At 63.7% G+C, this 27000-nt stretch carries 24 protein-coding genes; 13 read left to right on the top strand and 11 right to left on the bottom strand.

Annotation, left to right across the window (positions count from 1 at the left end; translation table 11 throughout):
- Complete coding sequence (locus ACE3TJ_RS02665) at nucleotides 1-1155, top strand: CaiB/BaiF CoA transferase family protein (protein ID WP_374593583.1); 1155 nt, start codon at nucleotides 1-3, stop codon at nucleotides 1153-1155.
- Nucleotides 1156-1166: 11 nt separating this feature from the next.
- Nucleotides 1167-2291: a CaiB/BaiF CoA transferase family protein gene (locus ACE3TJ_RS02660; protein ID WP_374593581.1), complete on the top strand. Its 1125-nt coding sequence runs from the start codon at nucleotides 1167-1169 to the stop codon at nucleotides 2289-2291.
- Nucleotides 2292-2294: 3 nt separating this feature from the next.
- Here the strand turns inward: ACE3TJ_RS02660 and ACE3TJ_RS02655 are convergent, their stop codons facing one another.
- Nucleotides 2295-3032 carry a GntR family transcriptional regulator gene (locus tag ACE3TJ_RS02655; protein ID WP_374593579.1) on the bottom strand — a complete coding sequence of 246 codons (738 nt, stop codon included), beginning with the start codon at nucleotides 3030-3032 and terminating at the stop codon, nucleotides 2295-2297.
- 223 nt (nucleotides 3033-3255) lie between these two features.
- On the opposite strand from ACE3TJ_RS02655, the gene ACE3TJ_RS02650 reads away from it, so the two are divergent.
- The 9 genes from ACE3TJ_RS02650 to ACE3TJ_RS02610 all read left to right on the top strand — a co-directional run bounded on the left by ACE3TJ_RS02650 (nucleotide 3256) and on the right by ACE3TJ_RS02610 (nucleotide 15068).
- Nucleotides 3256-5313 carry a hydantoinase/oxoprolinase family protein gene (locus ACE3TJ_RS02650; RefSeq protein WP_374593577.1) on the top strand — a complete coding sequence of 686 codons (2058 nt, stop codon included), beginning with the start codon at nucleotides 3256-3258 and terminating at the stop codon, nucleotides 5311-5313.
- Nucleotides 5314-5329: 16 nt separating this feature from the next.
- On the top strand, nucleotides 5330-7252 hold the full coding sequence (locus ACE3TJ_RS02645) for a hydantoinase B/oxoprolinase family protein (protein WP_374593575.1): 1923 nt from the start codon (nucleotides 5330-5332) through the stop codon (nucleotides 7250-7252).
- A gap of 3 nt (nucleotides 7253-7255) precedes the next feature.
- Nucleotides 7256-7903, top strand: a complete 648-nt coding sequence (locus tag ACE3TJ_RS02640; protein ID WP_374593573.1) for an isochorismatase family protein — start codon at nucleotides 7256-7258, stop codon at nucleotides 7901-7903.
- On the top strand, nucleotides 7896-8702 hold the full coding sequence (locus ACE3TJ_RS02635; RefSeq protein ID WP_374593571.1) for an alpha/beta fold hydrolase: 807 nt from the start codon (nucleotides 7896-7898) through the stop codon (nucleotides 8700-8702). The genes ACE3TJ_RS02640 and ACE3TJ_RS02635 overlap by 8 nt, the downstream gene beginning before the upstream one ends.
- Nucleotides 8703-8705: 3 nt before the next feature.
- Nucleotides 8706-9521 (top strand): CoA ester lyase, encoded by an 816-nt coding sequence (locus tag ACE3TJ_RS02630; RefSeq protein ID WP_374593569.1) that lies wholly within the window; start codon nucleotides 8706-8708, stop codon nucleotides 9519-9521.
- On the top strand, nucleotides 9514-10023 hold the full coding sequence (locus ACE3TJ_RS02625; RefSeq protein WP_374593567.1) for a MaoC family dehydratase: 510 nt from the start codon (nucleotides 9514-9516) through the stop codon (nucleotides 10021-10023). Before ACE3TJ_RS02630 ends, ACE3TJ_RS02625 begins: the two co-directional genes overlap by 8 nt.
- An 11-nt stretch (nucleotides 10024-10034) precedes the next feature.
- The gene (locus ACE3TJ_RS02620; RefSeq protein ID WP_374593565.1) at nucleotides 10035-11204 is read left to right on the top strand and encodes an acyl-CoA dehydrogenase family protein; all 1170 of its coding nucleotides are present in this window, start codon (nucleotides 10035-10037) and stop codon (nucleotides 11202-11204) included.
- A gap of 72 nt (nucleotides 11205-11276) precedes the next feature.
- Entirely contained in the window at nucleotides 11277-13811 is a 2535-nt protein-coding gene (locus tag ACE3TJ_RS02615; protein WP_374593563.1) for a TonB-dependent receptor, read from the top strand.
- Between the two features lie 75 nt (nucleotides 13812-13886).
- Nucleotides 13887-15068, top strand: coding sequence for a CaiB/BaiF CoA transferase family protein (locus ACE3TJ_RS02610; RefSeq protein ID WP_374593561.1), 1182 nt, complete (start codon nucleotides 13887-13889; stop codon nucleotides 15066-15068).
- 15 nt (nucleotides 15069-15083) lie between these two features.
- Here ACE3TJ_RS02610 and ACE3TJ_RS02605 read toward each other — a convergent pair whose 3' ends face one another.
- From ACE3TJ_RS02605 to ACE3TJ_RS02590, 4 genes are all read right to left on the bottom strand, one after another.
- Nucleotides 15084-15464 carry a RidA family protein gene (locus ACE3TJ_RS02605; RefSeq protein ID WP_374593559.1) on the bottom strand — a complete coding sequence of 127 codons (381 nt, stop codon included), beginning with the start codon at nucleotides 15462-15464 and terminating at the stop codon, nucleotides 15084-15086.
- Nucleotides 15465-15496: 32 nt separating this feature from the next.
- The gene (locus ACE3TJ_RS02600; protein WP_374593557.1) at nucleotides 15497-16624 is read right to left on the bottom strand and encodes an alanine racemase; all 1128 of its coding nucleotides are present in this window, start codon (nucleotides 16622-16624) and stop codon (nucleotides 15497-15499) included.
- Nucleotides 16625-16638: 14 nt separating this feature from the next.
- Nucleotides 16639-17265, bottom strand: coding sequence for an HAD family hydrolase (locus tag ACE3TJ_RS02595; RefSeq protein ID WP_374593555.1), 627 nt, complete (start codon nucleotides 17263-17265; stop codon nucleotides 16639-16641).
- A 173-nt stretch (nucleotides 17266-17438) separates the two neighbouring features.
- Entirely contained in the window at nucleotides 17439-18269 is an 831-nt protein-coding gene (locus ACE3TJ_RS02590) for a LysR family transcriptional regulator (protein WP_374599279.1), read from the bottom strand.
- On the opposite strand from ACE3TJ_RS02590, the gene ACE3TJ_RS02585 reads away from it, so the two are divergent.
- On the top strand, nucleotides 18180-18431 hold the full coding sequence (locus tag ACE3TJ_RS02585) for a hypothetical protein (protein ID WP_374599474.1): 252 nt from the start codon (nucleotides 18180-18182) through the stop codon (nucleotides 18429-18431). The genes ACE3TJ_RS02590 and ACE3TJ_RS02585 overlap by 90 nt on opposite strands.
- Before the next feature lie 123 nt (nucleotides 18432-18554).
- Entirely contained in the window at nucleotides 18555-20624 is a 2070-nt protein-coding gene (locus ACE3TJ_RS02580; RefSeq protein ID WP_374593553.1) for an alpha/beta fold hydrolase, read from the top strand.
- A 1-nt stretch (nucleotide 20625) separates the two neighbouring features.
- Here the strand turns inward: ACE3TJ_RS02580 and ACE3TJ_RS02575 are convergent, their stop codons facing one another.
- From ACE3TJ_RS02575 to ACE3TJ_RS02550, 6 genes are all read right to left on the bottom strand, one after another.
- Nucleotides 20626-22020, bottom strand: a complete 1395-nt coding sequence (locus tag ACE3TJ_RS02575) for an NAD(P)/FAD-dependent oxidoreductase (RefSeq protein ID WP_374593551.1) — start codon at nucleotides 22018-22020, stop codon at nucleotides 20626-20628.
- The gene (locus ACE3TJ_RS02570) at nucleotides 22017-22385 is read right to left on the bottom strand and encodes a cupin domain-containing protein (RefSeq protein ID WP_374593549.1); all 369 of its coding nucleotides are present in this window, start codon (nucleotides 22383-22385) and stop codon (nucleotides 22017-22019) included. The genes ACE3TJ_RS02575 and ACE3TJ_RS02570 overlap by 4 nt, the downstream gene beginning before the upstream one ends.
- 25 nt (nucleotides 22386-22410) lie before the next feature.
- Nucleotides 22411-23136 (bottom strand): amino acid ABC transporter ATP-binding protein, encoded by a 726-nt coding sequence (locus tag ACE3TJ_RS02565; RefSeq protein ID WP_374593547.1) that lies wholly within the window; start codon nucleotides 23134-23136, stop codon nucleotides 22411-22413.
- Nucleotides 23133-23786: an amino acid ABC transporter permease gene (locus ACE3TJ_RS02560; protein ID WP_374593545.1), complete on the bottom strand. Its 654-nt coding sequence runs from the start codon at nucleotides 23784-23786 to the stop codon at nucleotides 23133-23135. Before ACE3TJ_RS02560 ends, ACE3TJ_RS02565 begins: the two co-directional genes overlap by 4 nt.
- Complete coding sequence (locus ACE3TJ_RS02555; RefSeq protein ID WP_374593543.1) at nucleotides 23786-24508, bottom strand: transporter substrate-binding domain-containing protein; 723 nt, start codon at nucleotides 24506-24508, stop codon at nucleotides 23786-23788. Before ACE3TJ_RS02555 ends, ACE3TJ_RS02560 begins: the two co-directional genes overlap by 1 nt.
- 68 nt (nucleotides 24509-24576) lie before the next feature.
- Nucleotides 24577-27000: a penicillin acylase family protein gene (locus tag ACE3TJ_RS02550; protein WP_374593541.1), complete on the bottom strand. Its 2424-nt coding sequence runs from the start codon at nucleotides 26998-27000 to the stop codon at nucleotides 24577-24579.

The raw sequence follows: 27000 nt of genomic DNA, 5'->3' as shown, positions 1-27000 counted from the left end.
ATGACTGCGTTGCCACTCGAAGGCCTGAAAATCATAAGTTTCGAGCAATATGGCGCCGCGCCATATGCGACGATGTTCCTTGCCGATCTGGGCGCCGATGTCGTGAAGGTCGAAGGCGCGGACGGCGATTATGCCCGCAAGACCGGGCCGCTGACGCTGGGCGAGGCCGACAGCCTTTACTACCAGTGCTTCAACCTCAACAAGCGCAGCCTCATCCTCGATCTGAAGGCCGACACCGACCGGGCGCTGCTGCACCGGCTGGTCGCCACATCGCACGCGGTCGTGAACAACCTGCGCGGCAGCCTGCCCGCGAAACTGGGGCTGGATCATGCGGCGCTCTCGGCGGTCAACCCGCGCATCGTCTGTGGCCACATTTCCGCCTATGGCCGCACCGGATCGCGCGCCGACTGGCCGGGTTATGATTTCCTGATGCAGGCGGAGGCGGGCTTCATGGCACTGACCGGCGACCCCGGCAGCCCGCCGACCCGAGTGGGCCTCTCGATGGTCGACTACATGACCGGCATGATGATGGCATTCGGCCTCGTCAGCGCGATCCGGGGCGCGGAGCGCAGCGGCATCGGCATGGATGTGGACGTTTCGCTGTTCGACGCGGCGCTCCACCAGCTCGCGTATCAGGGCACCTGGTATTTGAACGAAGGCATCATCACGCCGCAGACGCCGCGTTCAGCGCACCCTTCGACTGCGCCGGTGCAACTGTACAAGACGGCGGACGGCTGGCTCTACATCTGCTGCATGAACCAGAAATTCTGGGAAATCCTCGTCAGGCTGATCGGCCGTCCGGACCTCGGCGCCGACCCGCGCTTCGCCGATCTGGCCAGCCGCCGCGAGAACCGCGACATGCTCACCGAGGTGCTGGACGCGGCGTTCATGACGCGGACGCGCGCAGAGTGGATGCAGATCCTGCAAGGCCAGATTCCGGCGGCGCCCGTGGAATCGCTGGACGGAGCCATCGACAATCCGTTCGTGGCCGAGGTCGGCATGGTGCAGGACGTGCCGCATCCCGCCGGCCGCACGCTCAGGATGTTCGCCAACCCGCTGCGTTTCGACGGTGCGCGTCTGGCGCAGCGGGCCGCGCCCGGGTTGGATGCGGATGGTCCGGCGCTGCGGGGGCGCTTTCCCGCTGACGCTGCCTGAAAGGGGAAGTCGTGAAGCTTGAAGGTATCAAGGTCGTCGATCTCAGCATGTTCCTGCCGGGACCGGTGATGACGCAGATCATGGCCGATCACGGCGCAGACGTCATTCGCATCGAACCGCCGGGCGGCGAGCCGAGCCGCGCCTTCGGGCCCTATGATGCCGAGGGGCTTTCGATCTGGTTCAAGAACGTTCACCGCGGCAAGCGCAGCATCGTTCTCGACCTCAAGAAGCCCGAGGACCTGGCGGTACTGCTGCGCCTGGCGGACGAAGCCGATGTCTTCGTCGAAGGCTTCCGGCCCGGCGTCGCCGCGAAGCTGGGCTTCGACGCGCAGACGCTTTGCGCGCGGAACCCGCGCCTCATCTATTGTTCGCTGTCGGCGTTCGGGCAGTCCGGCCCGCTCTCCTACAAGGCGAGCCACGACATGGGCGCGCAGGCCTACACCGGCTTTCTGGCGATCAATGACAATGGCGATGGGCGTCCGGTAGTGCCTGGACTGCCGTCCGCCGACATGGGGAGCGCGCTGACGGGCCTCGTCGGGGTGCTGATGGCGCTTCACCGGCGGACCGAGACGGGACGCGGGGATATCGTCGATGCCTCCATGTACGACGCCCTGATAGCGTGGACGGCGCATCTGTCCGGCCCGGTGCTGGGCGGCGGCCTGTCGCCGACGACGCGGACGCACAGGTCCATCGGCGGCTCGGCCTTCTATAATCTGTACGAGACGCGCGATGGCCGCTTCATCGCGCTCACGGGCCGCGAAATGAAGTTCGCGAGGGCATTGCTCACGGCGCTTGGCCGGGAGGAACTGATCCCGCTTGCCGAGGCCGAGCCGGGGCCTGTTCAGCAGCAGCTGATCGGGGAGCTTCGGCAGATATTCAAGGCGCGCGACTTTGACGACTGGAGCACATTCCTGCCGACCGTGGAGGTCAGCTGGGCGCCGGTGCTGGACATGGCGGAAGGTTTCGATCACCCGCACGCTGCCGCCCGCGAGATGCTGATCGATGACGGGATCGGCGGCCGCGTGGTCGGCACGCCCGTGAAGTTCGCGGACGAACCCGGCGAGGTGCATTTGTGCGCGCCGACGCTGGACGCGGACGGCGCCGCGATCCGCGCCACGGGCTGGGCGCGCGGCTGAAGCTCAGTCCTTCAGTTCGAGGCGCATGTTGTAGACGAAATCGCGCGAACGGAACGTGTTCACCGAGATCAGGTAGATGCTGTTGCCGGCATCGAAATAGCGCCGGATGATCTGCAGCGCGGAAACGCCAATCGGTTCGCCGAGCTTGCCCGCTTCGGCGGGCGTGAGCATCTTGGCGCGGATATCCTGCGACAGGCCCGACGGCTTGATGCCGTGAACGCGGTGCAGCCATTCGTAGACGGGTTCGTCCGAAAATCCGTCTACGTCGGGCAGCACCGCACGCGTGACGTCCACGTACACACGCACGATGCACAGGGGCATGTCGTGGTCGTCATAACGCACGCCCTGCATCGTATGCCATTCGCGCATCTCGTCGCAGCCGAGCAAACGGGCGAGCTGCCCGTCCGCGCTCAGGCGTTCGCGCGCTTCCCACTGCATGTGCGTGGCGTGCGCATAGTGGAGGAGATCGGCGCGGGAGCCGATGGCGTGGCGGAAGGTCTGGATCGGCGTGTGGCGCAACACCGTTGTGCCCGCGCCCCGGCGGCGGCTCAGTAGACCTTCCTCTTCGAGCTGCAGGAGCGCGCCCCGCACCGCATAGCGACTCGATCCGAGTTCGGCGCACAGTTGCACCTCGGTGGGGAAGGGTGAGCCAACGGCGAATTCGCCCGAATCGATGCGCTCGCGCAGCTCTGTATAAACCCCTTCATACCTCGGGCGTCGTCCGGCGCTCACCTTGCTCACTCCGTTCTCCTTCGTTGCCGCCGGCATGGCCCGCGTCAGCGGTTCGTACTTGGCTCGAAAAGCACAAGAATTCAATAAATCAAACTAACCAAATTAAAAGTTCGAACTTTTCCATTGACCTGCCTGCCGCCCTTTGTCAGCTTACGGACTGCGCGACATGTGCGGCCTGGCCCTGGGAGGGCGCCGGCACGATGAAATCCGTTTCGCGAGTGGAGGGAGTGGCATGGGTCTTCGGGTTGGAGTGGACGTCGGTGGGACGTTCACGGATATTTTCTTGCTCGATGAAGGGGCCAGCCGGACCTACACGGCCAAGGTGCCTTCGACGCCGGCCGATCCTTCGGAAGCGGTGATCGCCGGAATCGAGAAAGCCTGCCGCGAAAACAGCCTGGACATGGCGGACATCACGCATGTGATGCACGGCACCACGGTCGCGACGAATGCGGTGCTGACCGGCAATGGCGCGTCGGTCGGTCTGATCGTCACCGAAGGCTACCGGCAGGTTCTGCATCTGGCGCGCGGCTTCGTACCCGGCGCGCTTTCGGGGTGGATCAATTTCGTGAAGGGCAAGCCGATGGCGGCCCTGAAGCACACGCTGGAGGTCTCCGAACGGATCAGCGCCAGCGGCGAGGTCGTCTGCCCGCTAGACGAGGCCCGCCTGCGCGCGGACCTTCAGCGCTTCAAGGGCAGCGGCGTCGGCTCCATCACCATTTCGCTGATGAACTCCTATGTGAATGCCGCGCACGAGAAGCGTGTCGAGGAGATCGTCCGCGAGGAGCTTCCCGACATTTCGATCTCCGTGTCTTCCGACACGCTGCCGGAAATGCAGGAGTATGAGCGCGCGATCACCACGGTGGCCAACGCGTTCGTGAAGCCGGTGGTGTCGCGCTACGTCTCCAACCTCAAGAACAACCTCGAGGCGCGCACGACCGGCGAGGTGAAGCTCTCGATCCTGCGTTCGGACGGCGGCCTCGCGACGGCGGCCTCCGCGGCCGACTTCCCGGTCAACCTGCTGATGTCCGGCCCCGCGGGCGGTGTCGCCGGCGCGATCTGGGTCGCGAAGCAGGCGGGCTTCCCCAACATCATCACCTTCGACATGGGCGGCACGTCGACCGACGTCTGTCTCGTCGAGGGCGGCGAGGCGCAGGTGCGCCGCGAGACGGTCGTGCATGACGTTGTCGTTCGCGCGTCTTCGGTGGACGTGCGCACAGTGGGCGCCGGCGGCGGTTCCATCGCGACCGTTCCCGAGCTTACCAAGGCGCTCCGTGTCGGTCCCCAGTCGGCAGGCGCAGTCCCGGGTCCGGCGGCCTACGACAAGGGCGGCACGGAGCCGACCGTCACCGATGCCAACGTCGTGCTCGGCTATCTGCCGGCGGATGCGCGCCTTGGCGGTGACATGGTCATTCGCCGTGATCTCGCGCAGCAGGCCGTCCAAAAGATCGCCGATGCGCTTGGGCTTGGGCTCGAGACGGCTGCGGAAGGTATCATCCGCATCGTCAACGAGAACATGTTCGGCGCCCTCAGGCTTGTGTCGGTCGAGCAGGGCTACGATCCGCGCAACTTCTCGCTGATGGCCTTCGGCGGCGCAGGGCCGCTCCACGCCAATGCGCTCGGGCGGTTGCTGCAGGCATGGCCGGTCATCGTGCCGCGTGGGCCTGGCGTGCTGTGCGCTGCGGGTGACGCAACGACGCGTCTTCGCGATGAAGCGGCACGCACGATGATCCGTCCGGTGGACGGTATCGACCTTGCTGAACTGCGGGGACTGCTCGATGAGCTTGAGGAGCGCGTTCGCGCCACGCTCGACGTCGAGGGGATCCCCGAGGACGCGCAGGAGATTATCTATCAGGTGGATCTGCGCTATGCTGGCCAATCTGCGGATATCACCGTTTCGCTGCCGCCTGCCGAGTTCACCGAGCACGGCCTCGCCAAAGCCGCCGAGCGGTTCGATCATCTCCACGAGCAGATGTTCAGCTTCAGCCTCGACAAGGGCAAAGAGCTGGTCAATCTGCGCGTCATCGCACAGGGGCCGGGCGCGAATGTCGGCCAGCTTGCCCTGGCGGAAGGCGACGGCGACCCGGCACGCGCCGCCGTTCACAGCACACGCATCTTCGACAGCGGCGCGTGGCACGAGGCGACGATCTACGACAGGCGCAAGCTACTCGCCGGGGACCGTGTGAACGGCCCGGCCATCGTCACCGAGCTTGATTCCACCACGCTCATCCTGCCCGGCAGCCACGCGACGGTCGACACCGTCGGCAATCTGCTCATCCGCGACGACCGCTGAGAACTGGAGGCACAAGATGGCAAGGATCATCGAAACCAACACCAAGCCCTGGCCGACGGTCGATGTCGATCCGGTCACGCTCGATGTCATCGAGAACGCGCTCCAGAACGCCCGTGTGCAGATGGATGCCATTCTCTTCCGCACTGCGATCTCGCCGATCATCCGCGAACAGCGCGACGGCTTCCCGGTTCTGACCAACCGCGAAGGCATGATGCTCGCCGGGCAGTTCGGATCGCCGGTCGACGGGTTCGTCGACAATTATGACGGGGAGGTCTCCGAGGGCGACGTCCTTCTCACCAACGATCCCTATGCCTGCCAGGGTGCAATCAGCCACCTGAACGACTGGCTGTTCTGTATGCCCGTATTCTATGAAGGGCGTTTGCTCGGCTGGACCGCGATGTTCGGCCACATGTCGGACATTTCCGGCATGACGGCCGCTTCGATGCCGGTGACCTCTTCCGATCTGTTGCAGGAAGGCATCGTCATCCCGCCGGTAAAGATCGTCTCCAAGGGCGAGCTGCAGAAGGACCTGCTGCGCATGGCGATGCGCAACACGCGCACCCCGGACTGGAACGAAGCCGATTTCTTCGCGATCCTTTCGGCGTGCCGCACGGGCGCGGCGCGCCTTGTCGAGATGGCGGACCGCTTCGGGCCGGATGTGCTCGTCTCCGCGCAGGACCAGCTTCTGAAGCGCAATCGCGAGGCGATGCGCGCGCTCATCGTCTCGACGATGCCCGAGAAGAAGGTCGTGTTCGAAGACTGGATCTGCGACGATGCCATCGGCCATGGCCCCTACAAGCTCGGCTGCGAGATGTGGCGCGAAGGCGACAAATTGATCTTCGATTTCTCGCGCACCGATCCGCAATCGGCGGGCTGCGTGAACTTCCTGCTCAACGAGCGCATGTTCAAGATGTTCTGCGGGCAGTTCATGGTGAACGTGTACGATCCGCAGATCGTCCTCAACGACGGCTACATCGACCTCATCGACGTGCGCATCCCCAAGGGCACGCTGCTCAATCCGATTGCGCCGGCGGCGCTCAACGGACGCACGCATGCGCTCGGGCGCATCTTCGACATCATCAGCGGGCTCTTTGGCTCGGCGAACCCGGATTTCCTCGTCGCCGCCGGATTTTCAGACAGCCCGCACTTCATGTATTCGGGCTTCAACAAGGGCAACGACTGGTTCCTGCTGTTCCAGATCGGCTTCGGTGGCATCCCCGGCAAGCCCGGCGGCGACGGGCCGGATGGCCACTCCCTGTGGCCGAAATTCCGCAACGTGCCGAACGAATATATCGAGGCCTATTTCCCGATCCGGATCGATCGCTTCGAATCCCTGCCGGACACCGGCGGGGCGGGCAAGCATCGCGGCGGCAACGGCGTGCGCACCGAATATGTGTTCGACGTGGAAGGCGAAATCTCCATCCACGACGACCGCTGGCTAACCTATCCGTGGGGCGTGAAGGGCGGACAGCCGGGCAAGCGCAGCCGCAAGCTTCTGGTCCGCGCGGGCGGTGAGGAGAAAATCCTGCCGTCGAAGATCGATCATATTTTCGTGCAGCCCGGCGACCGCCTGATCTTCGATACGTGGGGTGGCGGCGGCTGGGGTGATCCGCTGGAACGCGATATCGCTGCCGTCACCTATGATGTGGAGGCTGGTCTCGTCACATCAGAGGGCGCGCGCCGCTACGGCGTGGTCATTTCCGAATCCGGCGTGGTTGACGATGCAGCAACCGAGACACTTCGCGCAGACATGCGTAAGAACCGTCCGCAGGTGAATGCCTTTGAGTTCGGGCCTTCGATCGCGGAACTGCGCGCGAGCTGCCTTGAGGAGACCGGGCTCAATCCGCCCGTCGACCCCAAACCGTCGCCGATCGCCACCGCGTGGTTCAGCAAGCGCGGCGAAGCCGTGCCAATGCCCCAGCGCTACGCGGCGGAGTGAGCCATGGCGAGCGATCAGGCAGACGCTAGGGGCTTTTCCGCGGCCGGCTATGGCGACCAGGGCAATATCGGGTTCGGCCGGCAGTCGGCCGTGCTGGTCGTCGATTTCCAGCGGTCGTTCACCGATAGCGCCTATCCGATGGGCCGTTCCGGCCATGTCGATCAGGCCGTGGAGAATACCGCGCGTCTACTGAAGGTCGCCCGTGCGAACAACGTGCCGGTCGCGACGTGCAGCGTCGGGTGGAACAGCCCGCGCGACATGGGCCACTGGAAGGTCAGCTCGGTCTACAAGGACATGTTCTACGGCGACGCCGGCATGGAGCTTGATCCGCGCATCGCCGATCCTTCCGACTTTCATTTCATCAAGGGTGCGCCGTCGATCTTTTTCGGTACGCCGCTGCAGACCTTCCTGACGCGTCAGGGCGTGGACACGGTGATCGTGACAGGCTGCACAACGAGCGGCTGCGTGCGCGCATCGATCGTCGACGCGTTTTCATACGGCTACCGGGTGATGGTGCCGGAGCCCTGCTGCGGCGATCAGGAGATGACCGCACATCAGGCAAACCTTGCCGACGTCGGGCGTCGCTACGCCGACGTTCTGGGCCTCGACGAGGTCATTCAAGCGATCAGTGGAAAGCGTAAAGATGCCTGAATTGAAGCGCCCCGACGGCGCGGTGATCTATTATGAAGTTGTTGGCGAGGGTGACCCAGTCCTCTGCCTCGGCGGCTGGGGTACGTTCTGCCACGGCAACAGCGGCGGCCTGCCGTTCGGATTGGCCGAGCGTTATCAGGTTATCCTGATGGATTATCGCGGCATCGCGGACTCCACGGACAACCCCGAGACGCCGATTTCCATGCGCGTCTATGCCGACGATGCGATTGCCGTGCTCGATGCGCTGGGGCTGAAAAATGTCCACCTGCTCGGCATGGTCGGCATCGGCGCGTGCGTTTGCCAGCAGATCGCCATTGTGCGGCCCGATCTTGCCCGGTCGCTGGTGAACACCGGCGCGTGGGCAACGATGGACCCGCTGCTCGCCGACCAGTTGCGGTTGTTTCTGGACATTCACCGCGATGCCGGCTGGGCGACGTTCCAGCGGCTCGTCTGCGCGTATTCGTTCAGCGCGGACTACTACAATGCCAACGCGGATCGCCTCATCGGGCCGCAAGGTCCGTGGCGCGAATTGCAGGGCAAGATCGACACGCACGCGCGCTTCATCGATGCAAGCATCGACTATGATGTCATCGAAGATCTGAAGCAGGTGCAGATTCCCGCGCTGATCATGCACGCGCCGCTCGACACCATCACGGGCCCGCGCGCGACCAAACCGATCGAGGAGGCGTTACCGAACGCGACCGGATTCTTGATGGAAGGCGCCGCGCACGTGCTTGCGGGCAAGGACCAGCGCAGCCGTTTCTCGCAGCGCCTGTTCGAATTCTACGCGCAGCATTGATCGATGGACCGCGCCGCCTCCTGCCTTCTGTTCGTTCCGGGAAACCGGCCGGAGCGTTTTGAAAAGGCGCTGGCGACGGGCGCGGAGCTGGTCTGCATCGATCTTGAGGATGCGGTGCCGCCGGCCGCGAAGGCCGAGGCGCGCGCGGCGGTGATCGGGGCGCTTGCCGGCCTGCCGAAAGAGCGCATCGCAGTGCGCGTGAACGGCATGCGCACCGAGGCGGGACTGCGCGATCTGCTGGCGCTGAGGGATGCCGGGCCGCTGCCGCTGCTGCTGGTGCCGATGGTGGAAAGCGCAGGCGAGCTTGCGCCGCTGCAGGCCGTTGGCGCTCCCGCGATCATCCCGCTGATCGAAACCACGAAAGGCCTTGCCGCGGCAGCGGAGATCGCGGCGGCGGAGGCTGTGGTCGCGATGATGTTCGGCGGCGGCGACCTTTCCGCTGAACTTGGCGTCGCGCTCGAATGGGAGCCGCTTGCGGCGGCGCGAGGACAGTTCATTATCGCCTGCGCACGGGCGCGCGTTCCCGCGATCGATGTGCCGTTCATCCATATCGCGGATCAGGATGGGCTTGCCGAGGAAGTCCGGCGCGCGAAGAGCTTCGGCTTCTCTGCGAAGGCCGCGATCCATCCGGCGCAGGTGCAGACCATTCAGGACGTGCTGCGTCCGCAGCCGTCCGACATCGAAGAGGCGCGGGCCGCGCTTCAGGCGTTCGCCGCGGCTGGCGGGCAGGCCGTCATGTTCAAAGGCCGGATGCTGGAGGTGCCGTTCATGCGCCGACTGGAGCGTCTCGCCGCATTTGGAGAAAGCCGTAATGCGTAAGGGTGTCATCGAAGTTGCACCGGGACGGTTCCGGGAAACCTTCGGGCGTTTTTTCGAAGAGTTCGAGGTTGGGCACATCTATGAGCACCGGCCCGGCCGCACGGTCACCGACGCCGACAACGTGTGGTTCACGTTGCTGACGATGAACACGCATCCGCTGCATTTCGATTATGAATATGCCGCGAAGACCGAGTTCGGGCGGCCGCTGGTCTGTTCACCGCTGACGGTCGCCATCCTCGTCGGCATGAGCGTCAGCGACGTTTCGCAGAAGGCGGTGGCCAATCTCGGCTGGACGAACATCAGCATGACGCATCCGCTGTTCTGCGGCGACACGCTGTATGGCGAAAGCGAGGTGCTGAGCAAGCGCGAGTCCGGTTCGCGGCCGCAACAGGGCATCGTCACCGTGAAGACGACCGGACGGAACCAGAAGGGCGACGTCGTCTGCACCTTCGAACGCTCGATCCTCGTGTGGAAGCAGGGCTTCGGCCCGGCTGACGATTGAGGGCACGGCAGATGTCAGACAACACAGCGCGAACGATGGACCCCGAAGAAGAGGCCGTCCTGCTGCATTCCATCGATCGCTGGATCGATAAGGAAGTGCGGCCCGTGGTGATGCACCACGATCACAACGATGAATGGCCCGCGAAGCTCGTTGAGCAGATGGCGGAGATGGGCCTATTCGGCGCGACGATCTCGCCGGAGTACGGCGGTCTCGGCCTGCCAGCGACGACCTATGTGAAGATCGTCGCGAAAATCGCGTCCTACTGGATGGCGATCACCGGCATCTTCAATTCGCATCTGATGCTGGCGGCTGCCGTCGAGCGTTTCGGCACGGCGGAGCAGAAAGCGGAATGGCTTCCGAAGTTCGCCAGCGGCGAAATCCGAGGCGGCCTTGCGCTGACCGAACCCAACGCCGGGACGGACCTGCAGGCGATCCGCACGACGGCGGTGCGCGATGGTGACGATTATGTGATCAACGGCACCAAGACGTGGATATCGAACGGCATCCACGGCAGCTGCTTCGCGCTGCTGGTGAAGACCGATCCTGCCGCGCAGCCGCGCCACAAGGGCATGAGCCTCTTCATCGCGCCCAAGCTCAGCGGTTTCGAGGTCGGCAAGAAGATCAAGAAGCTCGGCTACAACGCGATCGACAGCGCGGAGCTGATCTTCGACAATTACCGGCTTCCCGCCGCGAACCTGATTGGTGGCGAAGAGGGCAAGGGATTCCTGCAGGTGGCGGGCGGGCTCGAACTCGGGCGCATCAACGTGGCTTCGCGCGGGGTCGGGCTTGCCGAAGGCGCGCTGCGCCTCGCAACCGAATACGCGACGGTTCGCCAGACCATGGGTAAGCCGATCTGCGAGCATCAGGCCATCCAGCTCAAGATCGGCGAGATGGTGACGCGCGCAAAAGCCGCGCGGTTGCTCACCCAGGATGCTGCCGAAGCCTACGATCGCGGCGAGCGCTGCGACATGGAGGCCGGCATGGCGAAGTATTTCGCATCCGAAGCCGCAGTGCGGAACTCCGAGGAGGCGATGCGGATCTTCGGCGGCTACGGCTATTCGAAGGAATACGAGATCGAACGTTATTACCGGGATTCGCTGCTGATGTGCATCGGCGAGGGAACGAACGAGATGCAGCGGATCATCATTTCCAAACAATGGGTCAAACGGCATTCCGCGTAGAGGTTTCAAGAGCAGAAAAATTCGCAGGCGAGCGTTCAGGCAACAGCATTGGAAAGGGACAAGGGGGATACCATGACAAAATCCGAACTTAGACTTGCAACATGTCTTACGACCGCATTCGCGATCGTGCTTTCGCTTCCCGCGCCGTCTTACGCGCAGGAACAGGCGAACGAGACCGCCGAACCCTTCGGAGGCGAGATCGTGGTTACGGCACGCCGGTTCGACGAAAAGCTGCAGGACGTTCCGGCAGCGGTTTCGGTGCTGACGGCGGAAGCCATCGAGAATACGGGCGCCCGCGTCGCGGCCGATTTCGTGCAGCTGACGCCGGGTGTCACGATCGTCACCGGCAACGTCGAGGCGGCTGACACGCAGATCAATATCCGCGGCATCAACGGCGCACGCGACGCGGAGAGCAACGTTGCGCTCGTCGTTGACGGCATTCAGAAATCGAACACGTCGTCGCTGAACCAGGATCAGGGATCGGTGCAGCAGATCGAAGTGTTGAAAGGGCCGCAGGGCGCGCTTTACGGCCGCAATGCCGCCGCCGGCGCTGTCATCATCACCACCAAGAAGCCGGGCTCCGAACTGGAAGGCAGCGGACGCGTCAGCTATGGCAACAATAATACGGTGGAAGCCGCCGCGCTGATCTCGGGTCCGCTCAGCGACTCCGTGGGCTTCGTTCTCAATGGCGATTACGGCCGGGGAGACGGCTATTTCCGCAACAGCTTCCTGCCGACCGACATCAACAAGACGCTCTATCCGGGCAACAGCACCAAAGCCGACTCGATGGACAATTACGAGCGGTGGAACGTGAACGGCCGCCTCGTGTTCACACCGAGCGACGATACGGAAATCGATCTGAAGGCACGCTACGGCAAGGTCCGCAGCGGCGCGATCGCGTTCAACGCGGCGTTCCAGATTCCGGCGCTAGAGGGCGCCGACAAGGTGTTCAATATCGACATCAACGATCACAAGTTCATCTTCACGCCGAACATCGATCCGCTGAACACGCAGAAGACCATAGAGGCGTCCGCGCGTCTCACGCAGTCTTTGGGTGCGGTCGATCTGATCGGCTATGTCGCCTACAGCAACATCAAGAACGACTTCTATGCCGACGGAACCAGCGGAGCCTTCGGATTCTTCGCGAATGAATCCACGTGCCAGGCGACATCGGCGGGCACGGTGCCGGTGGTCAATCAGGCACCGTTCGATGAAGCGTATCTCGGCGGTGCGTTCGTCGGTTCCCAACCTTACTCGCCAGCATCGTGCGACGGAACGCAGTACCAGCGCCGCAATCAGGAGGATTTCAGTGCGGAACTGCGGCTGGTCGGCGAAACGGATTCGCTGCGCTGGCAGCTCGGCGGTTATTTCCTGACACTCGATCGGCGAACCTGCATCAACCTCGGTCTCGATACGGGGCAGGGTGTCGTTCGCGAATGCTACACGACCGATCCCACCAACCCCACCGAGGCGCTAGTCGACGACAACTTCAAGACGAAGGTCTACGCGGCCTTCGGCTCGGTCGATTATGACGTGAGCGAAGCGTTCAAGATCGGTGTAGCTCTGCGTTATGACATCGAAGATCGCAGCACGAGCAACAACGTGCCGACGGGGCGGCTCACCCGCTGGGTGGGCAACGTGCTCACCGGGAACCCGAACGGCACGGCAACGACGCCGGCGAATTACTATCTGAACCCCGGTCTCGATCCGGTTTACAACCCGAGCGGCATCCTTGCCGACCGCAGCCAGACCTACAAGCAGCTGCAGCCCAAGATCACGCTCGGCTACAAGGTCAGCCCCGACGTCTCGCTGTTCGCGAACTGGGGCATCGGCTTCAAATCGGGCGGCTTCAACAACGGCGGTTCGCAGGCGGTTATCGACAACTTCTTCAACGCGACGATCGCGTCGGGCCTGTCGATCTTCGACGATTACCGCAAGGAGCGCTCGAGCGCGTTCGAGGCGGGTATCAAGGGCAGGGCGCTGGATGGACGCCTGACATTCGATTTCGCCGGCTATCACACGACCGTGAAGGACATGCAGTTCTTCGAGTTCTTCGTGGGGCCGTTCGGACTTCTGCGCGTCGTTTCCAACATCGATAAGGTGGAGCTGTACGGTGCCGAGGGTTCGGCAAGCTTCCGCCTGATCGACGGCTGGTCGCTGTTCGGCTCGTTCAACGTGACCGACAGCAAGATCAAGCGCAACGATGCGCGGCCGTATACGGAAGGCAACAAGTCTCCCTACACGGCGGATTACACGCTGAACATCGGCAGCCAGATCGATGCACCGCTCAGCGACGCGTTGTCGCTGCTTGTGCGCGCCGATTATCGCATCACCGGCAAGACCTGGTTCCACACGGTGCAGGACAATACCGTGCCCACGATCTTCGGGCTTGCAGCGAACTTCAAGAACTCGCAGCGCGATCCCTATGGCATCTTCAACCTGCGCGTTGGCCTGAAGTCGGATAGCTGGTCAGTCAGCGCCTTTGCCGAAAACATGTTCAACAAGAACTACGTGGCGGAAGTCATTCCCGCGCCGGAATTCGGCGGCGACTTCCTTACGGCGGGTATCCGTCGCAGCTATGGCGTGGAACTGGCGTACAAGTTCTAACCTTGGCGACTGCAAGAAGAATGGAAGCCTTCCGGATCGGCGAATGCTGATCCGGAAGCTCCGGAGGAGTTGATGATGGCGTCTGGGGCGTTGCAGGGGTTGCGGCTTGTCGAGATGGGACAACTCATCGCCGGGCCCTTCTGCGGACAGTTGATGGCCGATCACGGTGCCGAGGTGATCAAGATCGAAGCACCTGGCGAAGGCGATCCGATGCGCGAGTGGGGGCGGAACAAGCCGGTCTGGTGGCCCGTCGTCGCGCGCAACAAGAAGAGCATCACGCTCAATCTTCGCGATCCGCGCGGGCAGGAGATCGTGCGGCAGCTGGTGGAGAAATCGGACTTCCTGCTCGAGAATTTTCGCACCGGCACGATGGAAAAGTGGAACCTCGGTTACGAGCAGCTTTCGGCTATCAATCCGGGGTTGATCATGATCCGCGTGACCGGCTTCGGGCAGACCGGTCCCTATGCGCGGCGCGCCGGCTATGGGTCGATCGGCGAGGCCATGGGCGGTATCCGAAACCTCGCGGGCGATCCTTCCACCCCGCCCAGCCGCGTCGGCCTTTCGATCGGAGACTCTCTGGCCGCCACATATGCTTGTCTCGGTGCACTCATGGCCTTGCAGCACCGGAATCGTACGGGGCACGGGCAGGTGGTCGATTCCGCGATCTACGAAGCGGTGTTGGCCATGATGGAATCGACGATTCCCGAATATACCGAAGCCGGCTTCACGCGCGAGCGGACGGGGGCGACGCTCCCCAAGGTCGCGCCTTCGAACGTTTATTCCACCTCGGACGGCGAAATCCTGATCGCGGCTAATCAGGACAGCGTGTGGAAGCGCATGGCGGAAGCGATGGGGCAGCCGCAGCTCGGCAGCGATCCGCGTTTCTCCACGCATCATGCGCGCGGCGAACATCAGGTGGAACTGGACGACATGATCAGCGCATGGACGAAATCATGGTCCAGTGCCGATCTTCTGGCGCACCTGGAGACGCACGGCGTGCCGGCGGGGAAAATCTACAAGGCACCCGACATGCTGGAAGACCCGCATTTCAAGGCACGCGAGTCCATCATCAAGGTGGAGCATCCGACGTTCCAGAACCTGTGGATGCAGAACGTCTTTCCCAAGCTCTCCGAAACGCCGGGCGAGGTCGCGTGGGCGGGGCCTGAACTCGGCCAGCACAACGAGGAAATCTACGGCGCTGTTCTGGGGATGAGCCGGCAACAGATGAGCAGCCTGCATGACGACGGCGTTATCTGACGGGAGGCGGCTGCCTTAGTCGCCCACCGCGACGACCGCTTCAATCTCGATCAGCGCGCCGTAGTGGAGCGGGCCGCACGGGACGATGGACCGGGCCGGGCGATGCGCGCCAAAGAACGCTGCATAGGCGCGATTCGCTTCGTTCCAATGTGTGATGTCGGCCACGTAAACGGTGCATCGGATGATATCGTCGACGTTGGCGCCCACGACGCCTGCAATGGCTGCGATGTTTTGGAGCGCAAACGTCACCTGCTCGGCGATGCCGACGTTTTCGGCATCGGGTGTTTCGCTGGTAACGCCGAGTTGACCTGAAACGTAGAGCGTATCGCGGTGGAGGATGGCCTGAGCGTAGTGCCCTCCCGGGGGAGGTGCCTCCGCACAACGTATCTCGGTCATTTTTTGACGTTTCATCCTGATCTCCGAAATTCTTACCATCCACCGATGCGCGGCCATTCGGTCGCTTTTCCGGCATGTAGCACATTGTATGAAGCATAAGCCGCACAGGTCAGGCACGCATGGTTGGGCAGAATGCGGACCATGCTGCCGATCGGCAGCCGTGCGAACCAGCTTTCATCGGGCACCGGCACGGCGCCATGCTCCTGATGCACGGTCGTAACCGCCAACGAACCCAGCCGCTCCAGCGTTACGGGATCGCAGACCAGACCGTAGCCCGCCTCCGGCATGAAACGGTTGGCGCCAATGTCCTTGGACAGCGCGAGCGCGCCGGCGTCGAGAATGAGGCTCGGAGCACTGTGCTGATGGCCGATCACCGTGGCGAGCACCGAGACTGCGATATCCTTCTCCGCGCACATGCCGCGCGAGAGCTGCGACAGATCCCAGAACAGGTAGATGCCCGCACGCACTTCGGTCACGCCCGAAAGATGCTCCGCGAAGAGAGCTGTGGGGGTGGAGCCAACGCTGACAATGGGGCAGGGGTGTCCCCGGGCGCGCAGCAATTCGGCGGAGGCCACCGCGGCTTGCCGCTCGACCTCGGCAAGCGCCTTGATTGGTGCGGGTTCGTCGAAAGCATAGGAATGCCCGGCATGGGTCATCACGCCCATCAGTTCCAGATGCGGCGCGCAGGCGTGGATCGCGTCGGCGATTTCGACCAGCGCGTCCGAAGCCGGTTCGACGCCGCTGCGGTGTTCGCCGCAATCGACCTCGATGAGGATGCCGAAGTGCGCGCCGAGGGATGCTGCCGCCTTCCCGATGGCCGTGGCGGCATCCCGGTCATCCACGACGAACAGCAGCCGAGCGCCATGCGCGCGCTGAATACGGTCGGCGCGGGCGAGCTTCGCGGGAACGACGGCGGTCGTGTAGAGGATGTCGCGCCAGCCGGCCGCCGCGAAATATTCGGCTTCGGCCAATGTCGAGACGGTGATCGGCCCTTGCCCGCCATCCGCGGCGATACGGGCGACGTCGATCGATTTGGCGGTCTTGAGATGCGGGCGCAGCGTGACGCCCAATTCGGCGCAGCGGGTGCGCATGTGGACAGCGTTACGCTTCAGCCGTTCCGCGTCGAGAATGAGGCGCGGCGTCTCCAATCCTTCGAACATTGCTGACGGCTCCGTCACACGAGCTCCCCGAGCGGGTGCAGCGTATCGGCAATGAGAAGGGGGCGCGCCGTATCGGCGACGAATGGCAGTCCTGCCCGGTTGTGCCAGAAAACAGGCATCCCGACCCCGGCGGCTCCCGGGATGTCGGCGGGCGAACCCGCGACGAAAAGCGTCCGCGCGGGGTCCGTGCCGAGCCGGTCGAGCGCAGCGCGGTACGATTGGGGCTGCGGCTTGTAATAGCCCGTCTCTTCAGACGTCACGACGACGGAAAAGGGCACGCCGACACGTTCCGCGGCTTGTCGGCCCAGGGTGATCGAACAGTTCGTGACGACGCCCAGCCGGATGCCGCGGGCGTTCAGATCGCCGAGCACGGCCGGCACCTCGGGCCACGGGCGGAGCGTATTCCAGTGCGCGGCGAGTGCATCGGCAGAGGATGTGGTTACCCCCGCCACCACAGCCGCCTCGCGGACGAGGTCCTCATAGGGTCGGTAGGCACCGCATCCATATGTCAGTTCCAGATAGGCGCGGCGCCACCGCAGCCCATCGTCTTCCGACCCCGCTGCGCGGTTCCAGACCGACCATGAGTCCAGAAGTGCGGTGAGGAGGTCGAAGACCACCGCGTCAATGGCGAGCCGTTTCATACCCTAAACTCCAAACTCCGTCATACCGGTCGAGTTCGGTACCCCGATCCCGGCTCGCGGCGGCGCGTGCGATGCAAGGCTGCGCCGCTTCGTTGGTAGCGATTAACAAGAGCGGGATTGCCTCGGCCAATGCCCGTTGCTGATGGTTATATGCCGTCCCGTAAGCGTCTCATCTACGCCGAGGCCAGTTTCCAGAACGCTTCAGCCGATGGGGATTGTCGTCCGCGCGGGCGATACAGGCGGACATCGACAGGAATGTCCCAAAAAGCGTCGCCCGCCCGGACGAGCGAACCTTTCGCCAGATCATCCGCAACGATGCTCAGGGGAAGCCAGGCCAAGCCCTTTCCATCCTTTGCCATACGCGCGAGGACCAGCGTGTGCGATGTGAACACTGGCGTCAGGCTGACCGGCATCGCATTCGCCGCGAGCGTGGCCGAAACGATGCGGCCCATGCCCGACTCCGATCCATAAGCGAGCAGATTGACCGCATCCCCCGCGCCCTCCGAGAGGGCGTGCAGCGGGGTCTGATCAACGCCGCTCGGCGCGCTGACGGGTATGAGTGTGTCGCCACCGAGGGATATCGAATGAAAACCCGCGTCATCGAGAACGGATGCGGCACCGGGATGGAAATAGCACAGGCAGAAATGCGCCTTGCCGTTGAGCATGATCTTCTCGGATGCACCCATGTTGTCGGCGGTGAGCTGGATAAGGATCTCCGAATCCGACATCGCCTGCAGGGCGGCGAGCCATTGCGGGAAGAAGTTCAGGGCCAAAGCGTGCGTGACGAGAATCTTGATCGTCGACGCGGAAGTGCCCGCGATCTCCTGAACCTCCCGCCGCCCGTGTTCGATGTCGCGCAGAACCGTCTCGGCGATCACGGCGAAGCGTTTGCCGGCGGGTGTCAGCGCCATTTGGTGGGTGCTGCGATCGACAAGCTCGACGCCCAGCCACTCCTCAAGCGCGCGAATGCGGCGGCTGAAGGCAGGCTGCGTGACATGGCGCACCGATGCCGCGCGCGAGAAGTTCCCTGCGCGGATGAGGGCGCCGAAATCTTCCAGCCACGCCATTTCCATCGTTATCTGCCCGTCATCGTATCCGTTGCAGCCATTTCCGGGCTCCTCTTGTATACGATCGAGCGCCGGAGCGATGCTTCCTGGTACGCATAGATTGATCCATAATCTGTATTGGCCCCGGAAGGGTCCGGTTGGCAATCTGTGCCGATTGGGGACCATCCCGCTTTTTCCGGCGCTCATCTGCCGGGATCGGGGTTGATTCAGGGAGCTTCGGGTATGGGTTTCGAGGTTTTGCGGCGACTACGCCTTCGCCGCACGGCGCTGGCTGCCACGCTCATCTGCGCCGGCGTTGTTCCCGGCGCTTTGCCGGAAGCTTGGGCACGCGCTGAGGCTGTCCAGCAGACGACGCTGGTTCCGCGCGATGAGCTTTTCGCATCGCCGACCTACTCCGAACTGCAGATCAGCCCTGATGGAAAGGCGCTCGCGTTTCTCCACCCGCTGAACGGCGTGCTCAACATCTGGATCGCACCGATCGACGATCTTGCCTCGGCGACACCCGTGACCCGTTTCGATAGCCGGCCTCCGGACGGATTCCAGTGGAGCGCGGACGGGCGCTTCCTCCTCATCTTGAAGGATATCGGCGGCGAAGAGCACAGCCAGCTTTGGATCGCGAACCTCGAGAAACAAACGGTCATCAACGCGACTGCCGACCCCGCAGTGCAGACGAAGATCGTAAAAATCTCGGCGCGGCGGCCCGGCGAAATCCTCGTCGGCATGAACATCCGCGACCCGCGGTATCGCGACATCTATCGCATCGATCTTGCGACCGGCCAGCGCACCGAAGTGTTCCGCAACGACCCAAACTATATCGATGTCATTGCCGATCCCGATTTCAACATCCGCATGGGCGTTCGCGGGAATGCCGACGGTTCGTGGACCTATTTCCGCCTCGATCCCGCCGGACCGAGCGAGTTCATGTCCATGCCACTCGTTTCGCTGCGCAATTCCAAGGTTTTCGGACTGGATGCGGCGGGCAGGCTCACGATGCTCGACAGCCGCGACGGCGACAAAGCGAACCTCGTTTCCATCGATCTCGCGAGCGGCAAAAAGACGCTGCTGGCCGAAGCCCGGCGCGCCGATATCATGGAGCCGCTCTTTGACGAGGAGAGCGGCGCACTGCTCGCGACGCGCGAAGATCCGCTCGTGAACGAATGGACGGTGCGGTCGGACGATATGCGTGCCGAGTTCGCGGCGCTTGAGGCGGCGGTCGCGGGGCCGTTCAGGATCGCGGGGCAAACCCCCGACAATGCCCGCTGGCTGCTCCTTGAAACGGTGCCGAACCGCGCCGATCGTTATAGCTGGTGGGACAGGAAGGGCCGAACGCTGACGCCGCTCGTGTCGATGCGTCCGGCGCTTGATGAGCGGACGCTCGCACGCCGCACGCCTGTGACCATCACATCGCGCGACGGGCTCAGCCTGCCGAGCTATCTTACGCTTCCGACGGGCGCGAAGCTCGGCGCGGACGGTATGCCCGTGAAGCCCGCACCGCTCGTTCTCCTCGTCCACGGTGGACCTTGGCTGCGCGACGATCTGGCGTTCGATCCGCAGCACGCCTGGCTCGCGGACAGGGGCTATGCGGTTCTATCGGTGAATTTTCGCGGATCGAGCGGATTCGGAAGTGCCTTCATGGCGAAGGCCGACAGGAAATGGTCCGAAACGATGCATGACGACCTGCTCGATGCCGTGCAGTGGGCGATCGACAAAGGCGTGACGGCGAAGGATCGCGTCGCGGTGATGGGGTTGTCTTACGGAGGATATTCGACGCTTGTATCGCTGAGCTTCACGCCCGATGTCTTCCAGTGTGGCGTTGACCTGGCCGGCCCCAGCAATCTCGTGCGGCTGGCCTCCTCGATGCCCGAATGGTGGACGTGGCAGAAGCCGCAATTCCTCAATCGGATGGGCGATCCGTCTACGCCTGAAGGTGCAGCGGATTTGCTCCGGCGGTCTCCGATCTCTCGCGTCGATGCGATCTCTAAGCCGCTGCTCGTTACCAACGGCGCCAACGATCCGCGCATTTTCCCCGATCAGTCGCAGGAGATCGTCGATGCGCTGAAGGCGCGCGGCAAGCCGGTGACCTATGCCTTCTACCGTGATGAGGGGCACGTCTATGCGAAGGATGAAAGTAACATTTCCTTCGCTGCGATCGCCGAGCATTTCCTTTCGAAGTGCCTCGGCGGGAAAGCGGAACCCTATGGCGACGACCTTGTCGGGTCACAGGTCGATTTGAAGACCGGTGCAGGGTTTGTTCCAGGGCTTGAAAAGGCGCTGCAGGCAGGGGCGGAATAGGTCAGGGCTCGCCCAGATATTTCGCGAGACCAGAATCCAGGGGAGGCCGCTGCCCCGCGGCTTCCGCCAGGTCCATCCGCAGGAAGGCATTCTGAACGTAGCGGATGCCCGCCCAGCGTAGCGGCTCGGCCTCCCAGTTCGGCGCCTGCTGGCGAACATAGGGGGTGTGCACGCCCGGTGCATGACCGGCGACAAGCCCGGCAAGCGCTCGCGCGCAAATCGCGCTCGTGATGACGCCATGACCTGTGTAGCCATAGCTGTGGCCAACGCGGCGTTCGGAATCGAAATGCACGGTCGGCAGCCAGTCGCGCGGAATACCGAGATAACCGGCCCATTGATGCGTGAAGGGAACGCTTTCGAGCGAGGGCCACCATTCGAGGAGTCGATCGCGGATCCAGCCAAAATTGGCGTTCTCCCTGAGCGCCGTTTCGCACATGTCCGAACCATAGCGATAGGGTGCGCCCCGACTGCCGAACAGAATGCGCCCATCGGCGGTCCGCGTGAGATAGTTGGTCGTGTGAACATAGGAGCTGAGGCATTCGCCGCCGCTCCATCCGACCGCAGCCCATTGCTCCGCCGTGAGCGGCGCGGTGAGCATGATCGTCGAGGCCATGGGGATCAGCCGGCGGCGATATTCGGCCTGGCTGGTCATGAAGGCCTCACCCGCGAGCAGGACGGCGCGCCGTGCGCGGATCGTCCCCCCGGAAGTGACAAGCGCGGGCGCGGTACCATCGATCGCGCGCAGCACATTGGTTCCCTCGTAGATACGCACGCCGCGCCGCTCGAGCGTGCGCGCCAGCCCGCGCACGAGGCGGCCGGGATGAATTGTCGCGCCGGCGCGCAGGCGGAACGCACCATGCACCTCGGTCGCGTTCACGGCCTTCTGCGCTTGGCTGGCATCCAGAATCTCGCAGCCGTCTGTCATGCCGAGCTTGGCATAAGCATCGAACGAATTTCGCAGCGACGGCAATTGATCGGCGCTGCGGGCAAGCGTCAACACACCCACCGGATTGAAATGCGCGTCGATGGCCTCTTCTGCGCAGATGCGGCCGACCTCATCGACCATCGCCTGCTGGGCGAGCAGCATCGACCGGGCCATCTCGTGTCCAAAGCGGCGGGTGAGGGCGGAGGGATTGATCGGAAAGCGTGGTGAGCACCAGCCGCCGTTACGGCCCGATGCGCCGAAGCCGCAAAATTGCCGCTCGACGATCGCGATGGAGAGGTTCGGATCGCGCTGCAGCAGGAAATAGGCGGTCCAGAGCCCCGAAAAACCGCCGCCCATGATCGCCACATCGACGATCTCATCACCGGCGAGCGCAGCGCGCGGTGTCAGATCGTCGTCGCAGCTCGCGAGCCAATAGCTGCCGATCGTGTCCGGCGAAATGGTGGGTGTCATCGGGCTGCCTCCGCCTCTTCGAAGACAATGAAAATCTTCTGGCTATCGCGCAGGATCTCCCACGTGCCGCTGCTCTTGGGCGGGAAATAGACCGCGGCGCCCTCGGTGATATGGACGGGTTCGCCCTTGTCCGGGCGGAAGATCGCTTCGCCCGAGAGGAAGTGACAGAATTCGGCCTGAACGACCTGTCGGCGCCAGATGCCGGGGGTGCAGTGCCATACCCCGTGCTGACTGGCGCCGGCGCCCGGAATGGAAACCGATCGCACCTGCGAGACCGGTTCGCAGAGCGGCTCGGCGACGGGTATCGCCGCGGCGGGGGCGAGAAGGTCGTTCGGACGGAAAAGGCTGATCGTGGCGACGGTCATTGGCGGTTCCTTGAAAGATGTGCGTTCACAACAGATGTCGGACGCGGCCGAGGAAGAGCCGTGTCCGTTCGGTTTTCGGGTTCGCGATGAAGTCGGCGGCCGGTCCGCGCTCAGCGATCGTGCCGCCGTCGACGAAGAGGATCGAATCCGCAGCCTCGCGCGCGAAGGCGATTTCGTGCGTGACGATAATCATCGTCATCCCGCCCTCGGCGAGATCGCGCATGACCTTGAGCACTTCGCCCACGCGTTCGGGATCGAGCGCGGAGGTGGGTTCGTCGAGCAGGATCGCGCGCGGCTCCATCGCGAGCGCGCGCGCAATACCGACGCGCTGCTGCTGTCCACCCGACAATTGGCGGGGCAGGGCATCCGCATGGTCCGCCATGCCGACCTTTTCGAGCAGCGACATTGCGCGCTCGGTCGCTTCGCCGACAGGCCTGCGTAGGACATGCACAGGCCCTTCGATGACATTCTGAAGCGCGGTGCGATGCGGAAAGAGGTTGAAGCGCTGGAAGACCATGCTGACCGCCGAGCGGACCTGAGGCAGCGACCGGGGCGTTACCGGCACGCCGTCGACCGCGATCGATCCGGCGTCATGGTTTTCCAGCCCGTTGATGCATCGAAGGATCGTCGATTTGCCTGAGCCTGATGGACCGATCAGGCAGGCGACTTCGCCCGGAGCGATATCGAAGCTCACATCGCGCAGCACCTCGCGCGTGCCGTAGGATTTTCGGACATTGCGGAGCCGGATCATGCGCGCGCGAACCGGCGCTCGAGCGCACGCACGCCCGCGGCCATGGGCAGACTCGCGGCGAGGTACAGAAGGGCGATGAGCAGGTAGACGGTGCCGTTCTTGAAGGTCGAGATGGCGAGCAGCTGCCCGGCGCGGGTCAGTTCGGCGATGGTGATCGTCGAAGCGATCGACGAATCTTTGAGCAGCATAATCGTCGTATTGCCGAGCGAAGGGAGCGCCGCGGGGATGCCGAGGGGAAGCACGACACGGCGCATCAGCACCGGCCATGACATGCCGAGCGCGGTGCCTGCCTCGATCAGATCCTTGTCGACCGAAGAGAGACCGCCGCGGATATTTTCGGCCTGATAGACCGAATAGGCGAGGCCGAGACCGATCACGCCCGCCGCAAACGGGGGCAGATCAATGCCCCATTCGGGAAGCACGAAGTAGATGCAGAACAGCTGGACGATGATCGGGATGCCGCGGATGACGTTGATGACCGTGCGGCTGATCGCGCGCAGCAACGCCAGCCGCGAATAGCCCATCAACACCCACACGAGACCAAGCACGATGCTGACGACAAGGGCTCCGGCCGTCAGCAGGAGGGTGACGCCCAGCCCGCGCAGAAGGATCGGGAGGAACTGTGCCGCGTCCATGAGGAAGTCCTGCATCAGCCGAGCTCCCAATGGCGGAGAATTTCCGGTATTCGGCTTTCCCGGAGCCGAACGATGGAAGCGTCGAGGCGCGGCAGCAGCGGGTCGCCTTTCGCGACGATCAGGCAGAGGTCTTCCTCCACCGGCGGCCTGAACTCTTCGACCATGCGCACTAGACGGCGCGGCCCGACGCGAAGCTGGTAACGCAGGATCGGCGCGTCGCCGTATCCGGCATCGATCCGTCCATTGGCGAGGTCGCGCACGATCTCACCGAGTCCATCGTATGTTTTGATGCGGCCGATACCCGCTCCGTGAAGCTGATCGATGAAGCGTGTGCCGACCTGTGCGCCGACGCGCATGTGCCGGATGGCAGACAGGGCCGGATACGTACCCCGGTCGTCGCTGAGAACGACGAGGCCGCCGCCGTAGGAAAAGACCCGCGTGCTGAAGTCTACGACCCGCGCGCGATCAGGCGTTCGCTGCATCGCTGCCGCGATCATGTCGATCCGGTCGGTCGTGAGTGACGGGATAAGTGCCGAGAACGGCGCCGCGCGATAATCGCCGGTGAGGCCGACGTCATGCAGGACAGCCTTCGCGATGTCGATCATCGCACCTGTCAGCTCGTTGGTCGCGGGGTCGACAAAGCTGAACGGCACGCCGGTCGGCGATGATCCGACCCATAATTCGCCCGGCGCGCGCGACTGGCGCGCGCAGGCGGCGAGCGGCAAACCCGCGATCATTCCGAGCATTGTCCGCCGATGGATTGTTTTTGCCGTCGGTGGGTGCCGCATGATTGCTTCCCGCCGCGCTAACGGGACTGCGGACGGTATTCGAGCGTCACGCTCGACACTGCAGTCTTGCGGATTTCCTTGGGCACGAGCGAGATTTTCTTGAGCTCGTTCGTCTCGTGCATCATCGTCTGATCGGTGAGGTGCGGGTTGCCCTTGCCGTCGGGATCGATGAACAGGTTCTGGCCGCCAGCATCCACCACCGAATAGAGCGCACGCCGATCCGCGCCGATTTCCATCAGCCCGACCCAGCTTTCCCCGCCGTTGTGCGGCGCCATCGTGGGACCAAGCCGCAGCACAGCGGACAGACGCCGCTCGGGCGCGTCTTCCGCCATCTGCGGACGCTCGGGCGTTTCAAGCGACGCGTCGAAATACTTCCAGAAGATCGGATGTTTCCATTCGGCCATGTCCTTGCCGGGGAACCGTTCCCCGACCTCGGCGATGGTCGCCTTGATCGTGTCGATCATCACAGCGCTGCGGTCACGCCCGTTGAAATAATCGACTGCCAGCGGCGCGCCCGCGGCATCACGCTGAAACGCGCGCAGAAGCAGGCTCGATTGATAGGTGAGGTAGCGATCGGCGTCGATCTTCTTCCACCAATCGCCCATGTCGTCGCCGAACACGATGCGCGGGGCGACCTGCAGCCACGCGCGATACAGCGTCAGGCCCGGATTATCGTATTTCAGGTCAGCATCGCGATCCTGATAGAGCCCGTTGAAGCTCAGCATATATTCACCGGCGCGCTTCACCTCGGGGTCGCTGCTCGCCCCAATCGCTTCCTGAATGTACGGGGCGAAAAAGTCGGGTGCGGCCTGGTTGCGATCGACCGCGCCGAGCGCGTTGAAAATTTGGCCGTTGAAGTCGCGCATGTCGAGCAGCGTCAGCGACTGACCGGCTTTGGCCAGTCGATCGCCGAGCCATGTACGGAACGTCGCGCCGATGCGCGCGCCGTCGCCTTCCTGCGACCAGCCCGTCGCCTTGCTGTTCCACGAAAAGAAATAACCCTGCGCCGGGTTGATCGTGTGCGGCTTTTCCTGCGGAGAGAGGAAGCCGGTCCATTCATATTCGCCGGTGCCGGGCGTCGGCAGGCGTGGGTCGACGCCGGCAGCCTTCTTCGGAAGCGCACCCGCTTCGAAATAGGCGATCGTGCCATCTTCGCCGCCGTAGCAGGCGCCGAGATTCCAGCCGAGACGGTCGACGCCCTTTTCCCTGAATTCCTTCAGGCTTTTTGCGCGGCCCATTTCAGCGAAGGCGACCCACGTGTCGAGCTCCCTGCCGTGAACGCCCATCTGCTGCGAATAGGCGGTGTTGCTTTCGGTGTTCCAGGCGATCACGGGGCCATGGATCGTCCAGGCGACCTCATGGACGACGTACGCGGCATCCTTGACCTTGAAGGTCTCGGTCCGGCGTTCCATCCTTCGCCATGCGCCTTTGTGCCAATATTCGTAACGGTTTTTGGGATTGAGCTTTTCGGCAAACACCGTGCCGGCTTCGCTGCTGCCCGATACGAGAAGCCAGCCGTGCTGGGCGCCGCGGCCCATGGTGGGGACACCCCAGCCGGTCGAGCCGAAGCCCGCGTTGTCGAAACCGCCGCCGTGCAGATGGATTTCAGGGCCGTCGGCGGTGGCTTCCAGCATCAGCACTTTCCCGCTTGCCGACTTTTCCGGGCCTATGACCATGCAGCGGCTCGCGCCCTTCACCGGTTCGACCGGCGCGGTTTGCGCCGCCGCGGAGGTGACGCCGCCTGGCGGAAGCTGGGCCGGGGCGAGGACAGGCACGGGTACAGGCCGCGCGGGTGCGAGGTCGTCCCCCGCGGGAATGGTCGTCGGCGAATCCGGGTCGGAGATCGGCACGACATCATTGAAGATCTGCCAGGCCTTTTCCCGGCCATAGCGATCCGTCATGTCCTTCAGGAATTCGAGATTCCGGATTTCATAGGTATCGCGGCCGAGCGGTGCCGCCGTGATCAGGGCGAGATATTCGACGAGGCTCCAGCGCGTCGGCTTGATGCCCCAGCGTATGAATTCCATCGGCGTCAGACGCCCGGGGTCGGCATTCACTTCGTCGACGCGTTTGTTGATGCCGTCGACCATCGCCTGGATCATCTTGCGGTGTTCGGGTGCGAGCGCGCGGTAGCGCTGCATCAGCACGGCATCGGAGAGTTTGCGGCCGCGCATGACCTTGTCCATTTCGATCGCCGAGGCGCCCAGAAGCTCGGCGCGGCGCCCCTGCGTGTTGTGCCGCGCCAGCTCCATCGCGGCGAGACGATCCTGTGCGATCGCGTAACCTGCGCCGAACATCACGGCATCCGAGGTTTCGGCCTGCACGTGGGGCACACCGAAGCTATCGCGATAGATGGTCACCGTCCCCGCCGCGACAACCTGCGCATTGGCCGTGGACGCCGCGATGAAGGATGCAAAAACGAGTGCAGTCGAATGGCGCAT

This window comes from Sphingosinicella sp. (genome assembly GCF_041916975.1).
In the GTDB taxonomy this organism is placed as follows: domain Bacteria; phylum Pseudomonadota; class Alphaproteobacteria; order Sphingomonadales; family Sphingomonadaceae; genus Sphingosinicella.
This window is presented reverse-complemented; position numbering and strand designations above follow the sequence as displayed.